Raw genomic sequence first — 14,209 nt, 5'->3', positions numbered from 1 at the left:
ACCCGCTTGCGGCCTTGCCAAGACCGCCCCGCTGGCCGATAGCTGATCTATGCAAGAAACACTCCTCCTCGCCACGCTCCTGTTGGGCGCGGCTGTCATCGCAGTCCCCCTCGCGTCACGTCTGGGGCTGGGGTCTGTGCTTGGCTATTTGCTGGCAGGTGTCGCCATTAGCCCGCTGATCGGCGCCGAAGCGGCAGAGCTTCAGCACGTGGCAGAGTTCGGCGTGGTGATGATGTTGTTTCTCATCGGGCTTGAACTGGAACCCCGCGCCCTGTGGGGCATGCGGCACCGGTTGGTGGGGCTGGGCGGGTTGCAGATCACCCTGTCGACGGTGTTGATCACCGCGCTGTTCATGGCCCTTGGCCAGCCTTGGGTGACCGCGATGGCGATCGGATTGATCTTTGCGCTGTCGTCCACGGCGATCGTGTTGCAGACTCTATCCGAAAAAGGGCTGATGCAGACCGCAGGGGGGCGCAACACGTTTTCGGTGCTGTTGACGCAGGATATTGCTGTCATTCCCATGCTGGCAATCCTGCCCCTGCTGACGCTCACCAGCCCCGTCACGATTTCCCAAGACGGGTCCATGACGCGCGGGGCCGATGATGCCCATGACGCCGCCCATGATTCCGTGAGCCTTGTAGAGGGCCTTCCCGGTTGGGGCGTCACGCTTGTCACCATTGGCGCTGTGGCGGCGGTGGTGTTGGTAGGCATCTACCTGACTCGGCCCGTGTTCCGCTATATCCATCAGGCCCGTTTGCGCGAAATGTACACTGCCTTTGCGTTGCTGATCGTGGTCTCCATCGCGGCCCTGATGGGGTTGGTGGGGCTGTCGGCGGCTTTGGGGACGTTTCTGGCCGGTGTGGTCTTGGCGAACTCGGAATTCCGTCACGAACTTGAAAGCGATCTTGAACCCTTCAAGGGCCTGCTGTTGGGTCTGTTCTTTATCACTGTCGGGGCCGGTGTGGATTTCGACACCTTCCTCAAAAACCCCTTTGGCATCTTGGGACTGACAGCGGCCATCATCGCGATCAAAGCGCTGGTGCTTTTTGTCTTGGCAGTGATGTTCCGCATCCGGGGCCGCGCGCGGTGGCTGTTTGTGCTCAGCCTCGCACAGGCGGGTGAATTCGGCTTCGTGCTGATCGCCTTTTCGCTGCAACAAAACGTGCTGACCGCAGGCCTTGGCGCCGATCTGTTGCTGGTTGTGGCGCTCTCGATGCTGGTCACACCCTTGATGTTCATCCTTTACGACTGGCTGTCGAAACGGATGGAGGACCAGACCAACAGCCAACCGGCGGATGATATCGACGAACAGGGCACCGTGATCATCGCAGGCATCGGACGCTTTGGTCAGGTGGTCAACCGGCTGGTCCAAAGTTCGGGCTTTTCGACCGTCGTGCTGGATCACAGCCTTGAAACCGTGCAGCTGATGCGCACCTTCGGCTTTAAGGGCTTTTTCGGCGATCCCACGCGGCCTGACATTCTGCATGCGGCAGGTCTGGACGACGCAAAGGTGCTGGTCGTGGCGCTGGACAGCAAGGCCTCTGCGATCAAACTGGTCAAATACGCACGCGCCCACCGGCCTGATCTGCACATCGTGGCCCGCGCCCGCGACCGCGTTCATGTCTACGAACTATATGCAGCGGGTGCCGATGACATCGTGCGTGAACTCTTCGACAGCTCCCTGCGGGCAGGGCGCTACGTGCTGGAAAACCTTGGCCTGACCGAATTCGAAGCCGCCGAGGCGGAGATGAATTTCTACCAATACGACCGCCACATCCTGCGCGAACTGGCCGAGGTCTGGGACCCGGACATCCCCATCAGCCAGAACCCCGCCTATGTGGAACGCGCCCGCGCTGCCAACCGCGACCTCGAAGCGGCCCTTGCCGAAAAGCTTGACCAATCCGAACGCATCGGGCGCCGGCCTGGCGGGCGCTCACCCCAAGGGACCACAGGTCGCGGATGACGCAACCGGGCACCAAAATCATCCTGTTTTACAACGACGCCCTCGTGACGATCCTGCGCGACGACATCGCGACCATCCCCTACCCCGACCACTGGGACTTGCCTGGCGGCGGCCTTGATCCGGGCGAAACCCCGCGTGAGGCGGTCCTGCGTGAGGTGTCTGAGGAAATCGGCCTGCGGATCGACCCTGCGACATTCGTTTGGGAAAAGTCCTACCATGCGGGATCGACCTTTTTTGCGGCCCCGATCTCAAAGGTCCAGATCGACGCGATCCAATTGGGGGACGAAGGCCAAAGATGGACGATGATGCCGGTCGCAGACTTCTGCGCGCACCCCCGCGCCGTCCCCCACTTTCGCACCCGCGTCGCGGAGTTTTGGGCCAGTCAGGTCTGACGCCCCTCGTTCTTCTGATCCCGAAAACTCCGGGGGAGGCCGAAGGCCGGGGGCAGCGCCCCTTCTGCCCTAACCTGCGGCCACACCGGCCTCAGCAAAGGTGGCCATGCCCGAATGACACGCCACCGCGCCCTTGAGCACCCCAATCGCCAAAGCCGCACCGGACCCTTCGCCCAGCCGCAACCCCAACGACAACAGAGGCTGCTTTTCCAAACCGTCAAGCAAGCGGCGGTGCGCGCCTTCCGCAGACAAATGCCCGGCAACCGCGTGATCCAAGGCACCCGGGGCTGCCTTTTCCAAAACCGCCGCCGCCGCCGAACAGATAAATCCGTCCAAAATCACCGGAATACGATGCGCACGGGCCGCCGCAATCGCACCTGCCATTGCCGCCAATTCACGCCCGCCCAGACAGCGCAGCGCCTCCAGCGGATCACTCACATCATGCAGCGCCAATCCCTTGGCCACGGCATCCACCTTGCGCTGAAGCCCCGCGTCGTCAACGCCTGTGCCACGTCCGACCCAGTCTTCGGCGGTGCCCCCCAGAACCGCTGCAGCCACGGCAGCGGCCGACGTTGTGTTGCCGATCCCCATTTCGCCGGTGACCACAAGATCGGACGACTGATCCACCGCCGTCCAGCCGGTGATCAACGCCTGCACAACTTCCGCCTCGCTCATAGCGGGGCTTTGGGTGAAATCCTGCGTCGGCATATCGAGATCAAGGGCGTGCACATCCAACTTCGCGCCAAAGGCATTGCTTAACTGGTTGATCGCGGCCCCGCCATGTTCGAAATTGGCCACCATCTGCACCGTCACCTCAGGCGGAAACGCGGACACACCCTGCGCGCAAACCCCATGGTTTCCAGCAAAAATCAGGACCTGCGGCGCCTCCAACGTCGGGGCCGCATCGCCCCGCCACCCTGCGTACCAAATCGCAAGGTCTTCAAGCCGCCCCAACGCGCCAGGCGGCTTGGTCAGCTGGCCATTGCGGTCATTGGCGGCTGCCAGTGTTTCCATATCTGGCCCTGGGGCCTGCTGCAGAACAGTGCGGAATTCGTCCAGGCTGGCGAAGGGAGCGGTCATATCAGGGCCTCATTGCAATCAGTTGGGCCAATCTCTACCCATTGGAGCAGGATTGACCAGACAGGAAACGGCAAGCTGATGCAAAAGGACGACCAGACCGCATTTGTGGCGATTTCTGACATCCCCGCGGCCCTTGGTTTGCTGTCGCGCCTGCCTGTGCCCGTGGATTTCGACGCCGCCCGCGCCCGTGGCCCCAAAGCGGCCTGGGCCTATCCCGTCGCGGGTGCCGCCCTCGCGCTGATTGCAGCGGGTATCGCTCAAATCGCGCTCTGGTTCGGGCTGTCCGCACCACTGGTCGCAGCGCTCGCACTGGCGGTTCTGATTGTCACCACCGGGGCCATGCACGAAGACGGACTGGCCGATTGCGCCGATGGTCTCTGGGGTGGTTGGGATGCCGCCCGCCGGTTGGAGATCATGAAGGACAGCCATATCGGCGTCTATGGCGTTCTCGCCCTGATCCTTGGCCTGCTGCTGCGCTGGCAAGCGCTTACCCTTGTGATTGGCTCAGGATACCTGTGGCCGGCGCTGATCGCCACGGCCATAATCAGCCGTGCGATGATGGTGCCCGTCATGGCCCGTCTGCCCCACGCCCGCACCACGGGGCTCAGCCACTCTGTTGGGCGGCCCTCTGTCGCGACGGCCCGTGTGGCCGAAGGCATCGCTGCTCTTGCGGCCATAATCCTGTTCGGTTGGGTCGGCCTTGCCGTCCTGCTTGCGGCCCTCTTGGCCGCCACGGCCTGCGCCCTGATCGCCAAAGCAAAAATCAACGGCCAGACCGGCGATGTCCTTGGGGCTACGCAGAACGTGACGGAGGTCGCTGTACTCATGACCTTGGCCACACTCGTGACGTAAGCCCACGGCGCGCGCCCTGCCCTTTCTCTGGTTCAAAAATACCTAAAATGCCTCGCCAGCCCCCAAAGACCACGTCGATGGTCAGGCGCTACCGACAGGCCAGCGCAGCCTCAACCGCCGCCGGAGAAAATGGCCCGAGGGATGCCGTCTGCAACGCCCCCCCTACAACCCGCGTCACCATCACATCGGACCAATCTGCATCTGCCGTGATCAACTCAGGCATGCCGCCGCAGACCCGCAAACCACCGGTGATAAAATCCTCACCGATACGGTGGTTGGTCAGCCCGCCAAGCTCCATGTCCAGAACCAGCGCTGTGCCGTCCCATTCAAACACCCGCAGCACTTTGGCCAGATGCGGGCGATCCACAAAGGCCACCTCAATCCGCCCGTCGCCGTCCAAATCAGCGGCACCGACTGGGGCCAGCCAACGGTTCGTGCGTCCGATGTGCGGGGTTTCAGCGATCTTCCCGGTCTGGTCATAGACCGCCAAAGACCCGCCACGGGCCATGTCCGTCTCGATCACCACCACCTCTGGTGCGCCGTCGTCCGTGATGTCCCACAAACGCGGTTCAAGGTCTTCGAACACATGATCGGCCGGCAATGTCACACGGTAGCGGACTTTGTTGGCCCAATCTTCGGTCTCGATCACCAGTTCGGTAAATTCGATCCCATCGCCCAAGATCGCGTGCCCATAGCGCGTGGTCGGCCCCTCGAACCGCGCGCCGGTGATCACTTCGGCTGCCACGGGGGACGCCAGCCCCACGCACAGCGCCAGCCCCGCGCCGCCCATAGAACGGCGCAGCCCGCGCAACAGCCGACGCGGTGCCATGCTAGATTTGTTTCTCTGGCATCTGAACGACCAGACCGTCCAGATCATCCGTCACCTTCAACTGACACGTCAGGCGGGACTTGGCGGGATCCGGTTCATAGGCAAAATCAAGCATGTCTTCTTCCATGCCGTCCTTGGCAGGTAACTTATCCACCCAAGCCGCATCCACATAAACGTGGCAGGTGGAACAGGCACAGGCGCCGCCGCAATCGGCCTCGATGCCCGGAATGCCATTGTCGCGCGCGCCTTCCATAACGGTCAGGCCATTGGCCACGTCCACCACATGTTCTTTGCCGCCATGCTCGATATAGGTAATTTTTGCCATGTCCCTCGGGGCCCTTCTTGCAAATGTCTTTGTCCCATAGATAGGCCGCCAAACGCCGCCCCGCCAGTGGGTTTTTACATCCCACCCATCACAACAGGTGGCACGAAAACGACACGGACCGCACCCGATTTGCGGGCCTGCCCTTTTGCGCGCTTTGACGGCGGGCCGAAGCGCGGTACCTTTCCCCCAACCAGAGGCGAAACGCCCGATTGATTGAGAGCAGATGACATCCTCTTTTCGCGCCCTCGCGCTGACCACGGCCCTTGCCGCGCTCACCGCCTGCCAGACGCCCGATGTGACCCGGTCAGGGACGCAGCCCAGCCGTGATGTCATCGCCCCATTGGCCGACCCTGTGGTGGTCGACAGCGACACCGGCACCTGTTTTGCCCGTGCCACGACGCCCGCGCTGATTCAAACGGTGACCGAACAGATCATGGTACAACCCGCGCTGATCCGCTCTGACGGAACGGTTGAGACCCCTGCCGCCTTCCGCACGGTCACCCGCCAGCGCATCCTGCGCGAACGGCGAGAGGTCGAATTCGAAACACCCTGCGCATCTGTGATGACGCCGCCGTTCATCGCCTCAGTGCAACGCGCCCTGATCGCGCGCGGCTATTATCGCGGGCCGATCACCGGCGTCTATGACCCACGGACCCAAGCCGCGGTGGAACGGTTCCAGACGGATCAGGACGATGTGTTAACCCCGCAGCTGACCCTGCGCACGGCCCGCAGTTTGGGCCTTGTGGCCCTCCCCCGCGACACGCTTTGATCCGTCAGCTGAGCCGTCCGTAAAACGTCATCCGCGCTGTTTCCGATAAGGCCACACCAGCGGCATCGTTATAGGCCAGCACGGCCAGCATCCGCATCCGGTCGCTTTCGTTGGGCGACACGCGGTGGATGGAATTGCGCCCGCGAAACAGCACCAAGGTGCCCGGCTCCATCTCCAACACATCCGGGGTTCTGCGCCCCTCGAGCAGATCCGCGACACCGTCGAAATTCATATCCCCCGAAGCCGCATCGCGCAGGTCCTTAATATATTCAAACCGGCTGCCTGCGTCGGGTTTCTGGATCAACAGAGTGATGGCAAAGGACGAATTGTCGAAATGCCAGCCCAACTCCTGCCCGCGTCCGGCGTAGTGCACGTTGATCGACGACAGCGGGTCGGCATAGGGGTGAAGCTCCCCCTGCCCTGTCACGCCCGACACGAAGCCGCGAAAGGCGGGGCTGTCGTAGAGCGCCCGCAAGGGCGACGCCTCGGGCACAATATCATCGCAAATACAGCCCTTGGAGGACGTCACTTTGACGTTGGCCGGATGGGTCGGCCCATAGGCCGGGTCATCGGGCGTGAGGTAGACGGAATGATCCTGCGCGCAAAAATAGGCCTGCGGCAAACCCGCCTCCGCCTCCGCCTGCATCTGTGTCAGGGCATCGGGCTGGATGAAATCCGGCAGGGCGAGGACACCTGTGGTGTCCAATGTTTCGGCGCAACGCGCCTGAAATTCCGCGTCCGCAACGGGATAGGTCTTTAAATCAATCAATCGGTCCAGCATCACCGCGCCCCTTTGCTTTCGCCCTCACGCTAAGACGAATTTGCGGCGCGCAACACCCCCCGCTAGGATGAAAAAGGGCGCCCCCGCCGGGACGCCCTGATGTGTTAGGATGTGGGACGGGTTATTCCAACCCAAGCGCCACGAACCGTGGTGCGCCGTCGCGGCGGACAAGCAGCAGCAGCGACTTGCGCCCGCCGTCTTGTGCCTCTTCCACGCGGGCTTCAAAATCCGCAATGGTCGCGATTTTTTGCTGGCCGGCTTCGGTGATCAGATCGCCGGACACCAGACCTTTTTCAGCCGCCTCCGAGCCCTCTTCGACCTCGACGATGACCAGACCCGCATCGCCGGTGATCCCCATGGCCTCAGCCATTTCGGGCGTCAGTTCGGACAGGGTCATGCCCAGCATGTTGGTTGTCTCAGGCTCGGCCTCGGCACCGTCTTCGGGGAAGGCTGCGGCCTCAGCCGTTTCGCGACGGCCCAGTGTGACTGTCACGTCGATCATGTCGCCTGCACGCAGGATTTCGACGGGCACATCTTTGCCCACAGGGCTGTTGCCCACAATCTGGACCAATTCGCGGGTGTCTTCGATTTCGACACCGTCAAAGACCAGAATGATATCGCCAGCTTCAAGCCCTGCGTCCTCCGCTGGACCAGGGGGTACGTCGGTGACCATGGCGCCGCGTGCCTCGGCCAGACCCTCAATGGCATCGACCATATCCACGGTCACGTCCTGAATGCGCACGCCCAGCCAACCGCGGCGGGTTTCACCGAACTCTTCCAGCTGGTCGACCACATTGGTCACTACCGCAGAGGACATGGCAAAACCGATACCGATGGACCCGCCGTTGGGCGACAGGATCGCCGTGTTCACGCCGATCACGTCACCATCCATGTTAAACAGTGGCCCGCCGGAGTTGCCGCGGTTGATGGCCGCGTCCGTCTGGATGTAGTCGTCATAGGTGCCCTGCAGCGACCGGTTGCGCGCGGACACGATACCGGCGGAGACAGAGAACCCCTGCCCCAGCGGGTTGCCCATGGCCATCACCCAATCGCCCACACGGGCGCCCACGCCATCACTGTCGCCGAATTCGACGAACTGCAGCGGCGTTTCATATTCGACCTTCAACAGGGCGATGTCGGTGTTGGGATCTGTGCCGATCAGCTCTGCTGGCAGCAACTCAGCCGGTTGGCCCTCACCGGGGAAGAATTCAATCTCAATCTCATCCGCGCCTTCAATGACGTGATTGTTTGTGACGATGAACCCATCCGCAGAAATGACGAAGCCCGACCCAAGGGCCGAGGACCGGCGCGGTTGATCACCGCCGCCAAAGTCGTTGAAGAAATCCTCAAACGGGGATCCTTCGGGCACCACGCCCTGCGGCCCCGTGCGCCCAGCCACCACGGTCGAGGTCGTGATGTTCACCACCGATGGGCTGACCTGTTCGGCTAGATCGGCAAAGGTTGCCGGGCGCTCTTGGGCGAAGACCGGCACGGCCGAGGCCACGGCCAACCCCACTGCCAGCAAGCCCGCCAGCATCCAAGAATTTCGCGTTTTCACTGTTTCGTCGTAGGTCGCGGCCACCGCGCCCCTTTGTCTGGATGTGTTCACCAAAGGAACCTCCCTTTTATCGTCCAACATCTTGGGTGGCCCATGTCGCTGGGCCGGTCTCTGCTTTGAATGTAGGGGGTAAGATCGTTAGCGCAACGTCTAACATACCGCACACACGCTAAGGTCATCGGGATGTGAGGGGTGCCACGTCAATTAATTCAAGACATATCAGATCCTTAGCGGACCCAAAGATCGCCCAAAGGTTGCAACTGCCTGAAACGTCGTATTTTTCTTGTCCAGACTTCCCCATCTGAGACAGGCTTTGGCCCAGCGGCCCCTCTACACGGTCGCGCGAGGACGATGTTATGGACACGATTTTTACGCCCGGCGTTTTGATAATTTGTGCTGGCGGGGCTTTTACGCTGGGATATCTGATCATCAATCAGATGGCATTGCGTGGGCTGATGCTGATCGGATCGGCGTTCTATGTGGCCTATTATGCCACCGCTGCGGCGACGCCTCTTTGGGGGGCGATCTAAACGACGCTGGCGATGATGGGGACCAATCTGATCGGGATGGCCCCCCTTGCGGCGCGGCGGTTCCGGTTCTCCCTGCCGCGCGCCCATGCGGATATTTACGACCAGTTCGATGTCCTCACACTGGATGATTTCAGTTTGGTCATGTCGCGGGCCGAACGTTTGGTCATGGACGCGGCACAGGACATCACCACCGAAAGCCAGCCCAACACCCATCTGTATTATGTCATATCAGGCCAGATCATGGTGTCCAAACGGGGCATTCAATTTCCGCTGCCCGCAGGGCTGTTCGTAGGTGAAGTGGCGCATCTGTTGGACACGCCCGCCAGCGCTACGACCCATCTGGCCGCCGGTGCAGAACTGATCCGCTGGGATTTAGAGCACTGCGCGCCTCAGCCCAGCGCAACCCACGGTTCAAACTGGCGATTGACGCGATGCTGTCGCGGGATTTGGCCAGCAAAGTGGCCTATGCGGTCGCCATGCAATCAGTGCCGATGACATCACCGGCAAAGTCAGCGGCACGTTCAACAACCGCCGGTTACAGCAGATCCACGGCACATACGATGTTCAATTTTTCCGACGAAGCGCGGTGCTCCGCAGGCCCTGTCAGGGTTTGTCCGTCAGGGCTCAAGGAAAAGACGCCGGAACACGACCAGTTGTTGCCAAATGCACGGACATTGACGTTGTCCCCCACAAGCGAAAGATTTGGTCGTCCACTGTCGCCATTGCCTTCGTCTAATGAGATAGACCGCCGCGCATCGTCAGCCTCAAACATGGGAACAGACAAAATGCCCCCAATGTTTCCCCGTATACGCCCTTCGTTTGAAGCCGATTGATCGAAATCCACACGGCAGGTGAAGACCCGCATCCGTTTTAAAACAAGCCACAAAGCTTGGTGACGCAACTCATCGCCGCCCGAAGGCAGGCCCTGAACAATCGCGATGTCGACGATATCGGGACGGTCCGTCCCCAAATCCCCGACCCGTCGGAACAATACCTAAAGTTCCTCATGCGACGCCGTCTCGTAGGTCGTGTTCAACGACGAAACCGCAGCCGCATCTTCATCCAGACCGGTCAGAAGGTCCGAAATCGCGATGTCTTCGGCCAGTGCCATGCTTGCAGCCCAAGACATCACAGCCGCACAAATCAACCGTCCGCGCCTCATTTTCATGGCCGTCCTCACCAGCTTTGAGGGCGTATCTCAGCACGAAGAGGCGTGCGTCCAGCCCCTAGGTCCCCAGCGCGCCTAAGGCCGAAGCCAGCCAGACCAGCGCCGCACCCGCCGTCAGGGCGGCCAAGCCCACCAGACGGCGCGCTTCTATCGGCATTTGGCGCAGGGCGGCCAAAAGGTCCTCGATAAGCGAAGGGGCCAGTGCGTACACCAGCCCCTCCACAATCAACACCAGCCCAAGGGCCAATATCGCGATGCTCATTACTGACCCGTCACCGGGGCGGCTGTGCCGTTCTCGTTCCTCAGATAATCGAAGAACTCGTGTTCGGGGCTCAGCACCAGACGGGCGTTGCCCGTGCCGATGGCTTTGCCATAGGCCTCAAGCGAGCGGTAGAATTCAAAGAATTCAGCGTCTTGGCCGTAGGCACTGGCAAAGATGGCGTTGCGTTCCGCATCCGCCTCACCCTGAATGACGCGGGCTTCGCGGTTGGCGTCAGACACCAGTTCGACCACGGTCCGGTCGGCCTGTGCTTCGATCCGCTGGGCGGCTTCACGACCACGGGCGCGTTCGTCCTCGGCCTCACGTTCACGTTCCGCAATCATCCGCGCAAAGGTCGCGTTGAGGTTTTCTGCCGGCAAGTCAGTGCGTTTCAAGCGCACGTCGATGATGGTCAGGCCCAGCGCGCTGGCCTCAGCAATGGCCGCGTTGCGGATGCGCAGCATCAGTGCTGCACGGTCGGTGGACAGGATGTCATTGGACGACACAGAACCCAGAACCTCACGCGTTTCGGCGCGCAAAATGCTGTCCAAGCGGCGGGCGGCGGCATCTTCGCCACCGGTACCCACGGCCTGACGGAACCGTTCCACATTGGAAATCCGGTAGCGTGCAAAGGCATCCACGATCAAACGACGATCATCCAGCGGTGTCACCTCAAGCGGGTCCACGTCCAGCGCCAGAATACGGTCGTCATAGCGCACGACCTCTTGGATCAGGGGGATTTTGAACCCGATGCCGGGATCTTCCTTAACCTGAACGATCTGACCAAACTGCAGCACCAGCGCCTTTTCACGTTCATCCACGATAAAGATGGACGACATGGCGGCGGCGATTGCGATGACGATCACAGGCAGAGCAAATGCAGAGCGGTTCATCAGTTCGACCCCCCGGTTGTCGTTGGACGGCGGACTTCGTTCAGCGGCAGATACGGCACGACGCCGCTCCCACCCTGTTCGTTGACATCCAACAAAATGATGTCAGTGGACCCAAAGACGGCCTCAACCGTTTCAAGATACAGACGTTGGCGCGTCACTTCCGGGGCCTTCTGGTATTCTTCCAGAACGGCCAGGAACCGGCTTGCCTCACCCTGGGCTTCGTTCACCACGCGGGCGCGGTAGCCTTCGGCGTTTTCAAGGACACGGGCCGCGTCACCACGGGCTTGGGCCGTCACGCGGTTGGCGTAAGCATCCGCGAGGTTTTGAAGACGGTCCCGTTCCTGTTCGGCGTCCTGCACGTCGCGGAAGGCTGCGAGGGGCGAGGTCTGACGCGCATTGCCGTCAATGTCTTCGACGGTGATTGTGGCCGACGGCGGTTCCACCGCCTGAAGGTTCACACGGATGATGTTTACACCCGCATCATAGCTGTCCAACGTCGTTTGCAGCTGATCCATCACACCATCGGCAATCGCACCACGATCACGGTTCAGGATCGGGGCCAATTCGGACTGGGCGATGATTTCACGCATGGAAGATTCCGCCACGGCCGCAATGGTCGGGGCCGGATCGGCAAGGTTGAACAAGAAACGTTCAGGCTCGGTAATGTTCCAAACCACCTGAAAGTCGATGTCGACGATGTTTTCGTCGCCGGTCAGCATCAAACCCGCATCAGCGGCGGCCCCACGGCCCACGCCCACGTCAATTGTTTGTTCCTGCGTCACGTTCACGATCTCAGCCGTGACAAAGGGCCACGGTGCGAAATTCAGCCCCGGTTGGCCGATGGACGAAAATTCGCCCAAGAACAATTCCACGGACTGCTGTTCGGGGCGCACCGTGTAAAAGCTGGAAAACGCCCACAGCGCCACAGCGGCCAGCGCGCCAAGACCGACCATCCCGCGGGTGATCTGGGGGCCACCGCCGCCACCACCACCACCACCACCACCGTTCATGCCACGTCGGCCATCGCCGCCACCGATCAGAACGCGCAGTTGGTCCTTGGTTTTATTCACAATTTCATCGAATTCCGGGATCTGAGGTTCACCTTGGCCGCGCCGTCCGTCGTCCCGTCCGCCATTTGGGCGAAACCGGTCTTCGTCGTCACCGCCGTCGTTGCCTCCGCCCCCCCAGGGGCCGCCATTATTTCCAGCCATTAAGCCTGATTTCCCTTGTTGCTGGGCCCGTCCGTGGGCCGTGTCCTATAAGTGGGTTTTAGCGCGATGAATTCAAGCGGTTCTCACTGGATCGCGCATCGTAACGAGTTCTTCTGAAATGGTCGGATGCACCGCACAGGTCGCATCGAACTGTTCCTTGGTGGCCCCCATCTTGATCGCCACACCGGCCAGTTGGATCATTTCACCGGCATGGGGGCTGACAATGTGACAGCCCAAAACCACGCGGGTTTTCTGGCTGACGATCAGTTTCATCAACACGCGGTCGGAGCGTCCGGCGAAGGCCGTTTGCATGGGCCGGAATGAGGTGCAGTAGACTTCAACCGGTTCTTGATCGCGGGCGTCTTCCTCGCTCAACCCGACGGTGCCCATCTCAGGCTGGGTGAAAATGGCCGAGGGGATCAATTCATGATCAACCTTTGTGGGGTTGCCTTTGAACACGGTTTCGACAAATGCCATGCCTTCGCGGATGGCCACGGGCGTCAGTTCCACCCGTTTGGTCACATCGCCGATGGCATATATGCTGGGCACCTTGGTCTGGCTGTAGTCATCCACGACGATTTCGCCACGGCGGCCAATCTCAACCCCCGCTTCTTCAAGGCCGAGCCCGTGGGTCGACGGGTCGCGACCCGTGGCAAACATCACGTGGTCGAAAACAAGTTCTTTGCCATTGGTGGATTTCACCCAGATCGGGCCTTTCGCGGCCTTGGCTGTGTCGCTAACGCGCGTTTCCCCGATGCCTTTGGCGTCTTCGGCCGGGGCACCCATGGCGGCGTCGCTGCCCGCTCCGCGCCCGCCGTGTTCGGGGCGGTCTTCGGCAGCGGCCATTTCCACGATGTTGGTGCCCACGTGGATATCGATGCCCTTTTCGCGCATCATGTCCGCAATCAGGCCACGGGCCTCTTCGTCAAAGCCCCGCAGGATTTGCGCACCGCGATAATACAGCGTCACATCCACGCCCAAGCCGTTCAAGATACAGGCAAATTCACAGGCAATGTAGCCGCCGCCGATGATCAGGATCGACTTGGGCAGTTGTTTCATCTTGAAAATATCGTTGGATGTGATCCCAAGTTCGGCGTTGGGCAGATTGGGCCGTGCGGGGTAGCCGCCCGTGGCCACAAGGATATGTTTCGCGGTCTTTTTGGTGCCGTCCGCCAGTTCGACGGTGTGGGCATCGGCCAACTTTGCGCGGGTGTCGAAAATCTCAACATCGGAATTGCCCAGCAGTGTCCGGTAAACCTGTTCCAACCGGTCAAGTTCCGAATTCAGACGGTCGCTGAACTTTGGCCAGTTGAAATCGCCGTCCTCCACATCCCAGCCATAGCTGCGCGCATCGCTGAACACTTCGCGGTATTCTGAGGCGAAGACCATCAGCTTTTTGGGCACGCAGCCACGGATCACACAGGTGCCGCCCATGCGGTATTCTTCCGCCAGCGCCACTTTGGCGCCCGTTGCCGCCGCCACACGGGCTGCGCGCACCCCGCCAGAGCCGCCCCCAATCACAAACAGATCATAGTCAAAATCGGACATCTTGGGGGCCTTTCATCAGGGGGCGAATGGGATGAGACGTGGTAAAGCACA

The 14,209-nt window shown here is 61.1% G+C and carries 17 protein-coding genes; 6 read left to right on the top strand and 11 right to left on the bottom strand.

The window, feature by feature from the left end:
- Window positions 1–49 precede the first annotated feature (49 nt).
- Complete coding sequence (locus ACTG36_RS03420; protein WP_375281741.1) at window positions 50–1,963, top strand: cation:proton antiporter domain-containing protein; 1,914 nt, start codon at window positions 50–52, stop codon at window positions 1,961–1,963.
- Entirely contained in the window at window positions 1,960–2,355 is a 396-nt protein-coding gene (locus ACTG36_RS03415; RefSeq protein WP_375281740.1) for an NUDIX hydrolase, read from the top strand. Before ACTG36_RS03420 ends, ACTG36_RS03415 begins: the two co-directional genes overlap by 4 nt.
- Window positions 2,356–2,424: 69 nt before the next feature.
- Here ACTG36_RS03415 and cobT read toward each other — a convergent pair whose 3' ends face one another.
- On the bottom strand, window positions 2,425–3,435 hold the full coding sequence (gene cobT, locus ACTG36_RS03410) for a nicotinate-nucleotide--dimethylbenzimidazole phosphoribosyltransferase (protein ID WP_439141460.1): 1,011 nt from the start codon (window positions 3,433–3,435) through the stop codon (window positions 2,425–2,427).
- Window positions 3,436–3,513: 78 nt separating this feature from the next.
- Here cobT and ACTG36_RS03405 point away from each other — a divergent pair, with 78 nt between their 5' ends.
- A complete protein-coding gene (locus ACTG36_RS03405; RefSeq protein ID WP_375281738.1) occupies window positions 3,514–4,287 on the top strand; it encodes an adenosylcobinamide-GDP ribazoletransferase in 774 nt (257 codons plus the stop codon).
- A gap of 88 nt (window positions 4,288–4,375) precedes the next feature.
- Here the strand turns inward: ACTG36_RS03405 and ACTG36_RS03400 are convergent, their stop codons facing one another.
- Window positions 4,376–5,116, bottom strand: a complete 741-nt coding sequence (locus ACTG36_RS03400; protein ID WP_375281737.1) for an FG-GAP repeat domain-containing protein — start codon at window positions 5,114–5,116, stop codon at window positions 4,376–4,378.
- Between the two features lies 1 nt (window position 5,117).
- Window positions 5,118–5,441 carry a 2Fe-2S iron-sulfur cluster-binding protein gene (locus tag ACTG36_RS03395; RefSeq protein WP_375281736.1) on the bottom strand — a complete coding sequence of 108 codons (324 nt, stop codon included), beginning with the start codon at window positions 5,439–5,441 and terminating at the stop codon, window positions 5,118–5,120.
- 223 nt (window positions 5,442–5,664) lie between these two features.
- On the opposite strand from ACTG36_RS03395, the gene ACTG36_RS03390 reads away from it, so the two are divergent.
- Complete coding sequence (locus ACTG36_RS03390) at window positions 5,665–6,210, top strand: peptidoglycan-binding domain-containing protein (protein WP_439141457.1); 546 nt, start codon at window positions 5,665–5,667, stop codon at window positions 6,208–6,210.
- A gap of 4 nt (window positions 6,211–6,214) precedes the next feature.
- Here the strand turns inward: ACTG36_RS03390 and ACTG36_RS03385 are convergent, their stop codons facing one another.
- Together ACTG36_RS03385 and ACTG36_RS03380 are read right to left on the bottom strand one after the other, a co-directional pair.
- Window positions 6,215–6,991: a HalD/BesD family halogenase gene (locus tag ACTG36_RS03385; RefSeq protein ID WP_375281734.1), complete on the bottom strand. Its 777-nt coding sequence runs from the start codon at window positions 6,989–6,991 to the stop codon at window positions 6,215–6,217.
- Window positions 6,992–7,112: 121 nt separating this feature from the next.
- Window positions 7,113–8,528: a Do family serine endopeptidase gene (locus ACTG36_RS03380; protein ID WP_375281742.1), complete on the bottom strand. Its 1,416-nt coding sequence runs from the start codon at window positions 8,526–8,528 to the stop codon at window positions 7,113–7,115.
- Window positions 8,529–8,905: 377 nt separating this feature from the next.
- Between ACTG36_RS03380 and ACTG36_RS03375 the strand changes: the two genes are divergently transcribed.
- Window positions 8,906–9,079: a hypothetical protein gene (locus tag ACTG36_RS03375; protein ID WP_375281733.1), complete on the top strand. Its 174-nt coding sequence runs from the start codon at window positions 8,906–8,908 to the stop codon at window positions 9,077–9,079.
- 12 nt (window positions 9,080–9,091) lie between these two features.
- A complete protein-coding gene (locus ACTG36_RS03370) occupies window positions 9,092–9,574 on the top strand; it encodes a hypothetical protein (RefSeq protein ID WP_375281732.1) in 483 nt (160 codons plus the stop codon).
- Between the two features lie 40 nt (window positions 9,575–9,614).
- On the opposite strand, the gene ACTG36_RS03365 is transcribed toward ACTG36_RS03370, so the two are convergent.
- The 6 genes from ACTG36_RS03365 to ACTG36_RS03340 all read right to left on the bottom strand — a co-directional run bounded on the left by ACTG36_RS03365 (window position 9,615) and on the right by ACTG36_RS03340 (window position 14,158).
- The gene (locus ACTG36_RS03365; protein WP_375281731.1) at window positions 9,615–10,070 is read right to left on the bottom strand and encodes a hypothetical protein; all 456 of its coding nucleotides are present in this window, start codon (window positions 10,068–10,070) and stop codon (window positions 9,615–9,617) included.
- A 3-nt stretch (window positions 10,071–10,073) separates the two neighbouring features.
- Window positions 10,074–10,247 (bottom strand): hypothetical protein, encoded by a 174-nt coding sequence (locus ACTG36_RS03360; RefSeq protein WP_375281730.1) that lies wholly within the window; start codon window positions 10,245–10,247, stop codon window positions 10,074–10,076.
- Window positions 10,248–10,305: 58 nt separating this feature from the next.
- On the bottom strand, window positions 10,306–10,509 hold the full coding sequence (locus tag ACTG36_RS03355) for a DUF2065 family protein (protein WP_375281729.1): 204 nt from the start codon (window positions 10,507–10,509) through the stop codon (window positions 10,306–10,308).
- Complete coding sequence (hflC, locus tag ACTG36_RS03350; RefSeq protein WP_375281728.1) at window positions 10,509–11,399, bottom strand: protease modulator HflC; 891 nt, start codon at window positions 11,397–11,399, stop codon at window positions 10,509–10,511. The genes ACTG36_RS03355 and hflC overlap by 1 nt, the downstream gene beginning before the upstream one ends.
- Window positions 11,399–12,610, bottom strand: a complete 1,212-nt coding sequence (hflK, locus tag ACTG36_RS03345) for an FtsH protease activity modulator HflK (RefSeq protein ID WP_375281727.1) — start codon at window positions 12,608–12,610, stop codon at window positions 11,399–11,401. Before hflK ends, hflC begins: the two co-directional genes overlap by 1 nt.
- A 72-nt stretch (window positions 12,611–12,682) precedes the next feature.
- Window positions 12,683–14,158: an FAD-dependent oxidoreductase gene (locus tag ACTG36_RS03340; protein ID WP_375281726.1), complete on the bottom strand. Its 1,476-nt coding sequence runs from the start codon at window positions 14,156–14,158 to the stop codon at window positions 12,683–12,685.
- Between the last annotated feature and the right edge of the window lie 51 nt (window positions 14,159–14,209).

Source organism: Pseudooctadecabacter sp. (assembly GCF_965657175.1).
Lineage (GTDB): Bacteria > Pseudomonadota > Alphaproteobacteria > Rhodobacterales > Rhodobacteraceae > Octadecabacter.
This window is presented reverse-complemented; position numbering and strand designations above follow the sequence as displayed.

What these genes read in the sequence shown, in the direction of transcription:
- ACTG36_RS03420 (WP_375281741.1), top strand. Translation starts at nt 50, where the DNA reads ATGCAAGAAACACTCCTCCTCGCCACGCTCCTGTTGGGCGCGGCTGTC.
- ACTG36_RS03415 (WP_375281740.1), top strand. Translation starts at nt 1,960, where the DNA reads ATGACGCAACCGGGCACCAAAATCATCCTGTTTTACAACGACGCCCTC.
- cobT (WP_439141460.1), bottom strand. Translation starts at nt 3,435, where the DNA reads ATGACCGCTCCCTTCGCCAGCCTGGACGAATTCCGCACTGTTCTGCAG.
- ACTG36_RS03405 (WP_375281738.1), top strand. Translation starts at nt 3,514, where the DNA reads ATGCAAAAGGACGACCAGACCGCATTTGTGGCGATTTCTGACATCCCC.
- ACTG36_RS03400 (WP_375281737.1), bottom strand. Translation starts at nt 5,116, where the DNA reads ATGGCACCGCGTCGGCTGTTGCGCGGGCTGCGCCGTTCTATGGGCGGC.
- ACTG36_RS03395 (WP_375281736.1), bottom strand. Translation starts at nt 5,441, where the DNA reads ATGGCAAAAATTACCTATATCGAGCATGGCGGCAAAGAACATGTGGTG.
- ACTG36_RS03390 (WP_439141457.1), top strand. Translation starts at nt 5,665, where the DNA reads ATGACATCCTCTTTTCGCGCCCTCGCGCTGACCACGGCCCTTGCCGCG.
- ACTG36_RS03385 (WP_375281734.1), bottom strand. Translation starts at nt 6,991, where the DNA reads ATGCTGGACCGATTGATTGATTTAAAGACCTATCCCGTTGCGGACGCG.
- ACTG36_RS03380 (WP_375281742.1), bottom strand. Translation starts at nt 8,528, where the DNA reads ATGCTGGCGGGCTTGCTGGCAGTGGGGTTGGCCGTGGCCTCGGCCGTG.
- ACTG36_RS03375 (WP_375281733.1), top strand. Translation starts at nt 8,906, where the DNA reads ATGGACACGATTTTTACGCCCGGCGTTTTGATAATTTGTGCTGGCGGG.
- ACTG36_RS03370 (WP_375281732.1), top strand. Translation starts at nt 9,092, where the DNA reads ATGATGGGGACCAATCTGATCGGGATGGCCCCCCTTGCGGCGCGGCGG.
- ACTG36_RS03360 (WP_375281730.1), bottom strand. Translation starts at nt 10,247, where the DNA reads ATGAAAATGAGGCGCGGACGGTTGATTTGTGCGGCTGTGATGTCTTGG.
- ACTG36_RS03355 (WP_375281729.1), bottom strand. Translation starts at nt 10,509, where the DNA reads ATGAGCATCGCGATATTGGCCCTTGGGCTGGTGTTGATTGTGGAGGGG.
- hflC (WP_375281728.1), bottom strand. Translation starts at nt 11,399, where the DNA reads ATGAACCGCTCTGCATTTGCTCTGCCTGTGATCGTCATCGCAATCGCC.
- hflK (WP_375281727.1), bottom strand. Translation starts at nt 12,610, where the DNA reads ATGGCTGGAAATAATGGCGGCCCCTGGGGGGGCGGAGGCAACGACGGC.
- ACTG36_RS03340 (WP_375281726.1), bottom strand. Translation starts at nt 14,158, where the DNA reads ATGTCCGATTTTGACTATGATCTGTTTGTGATTGGGGGCGGCTCTGGC.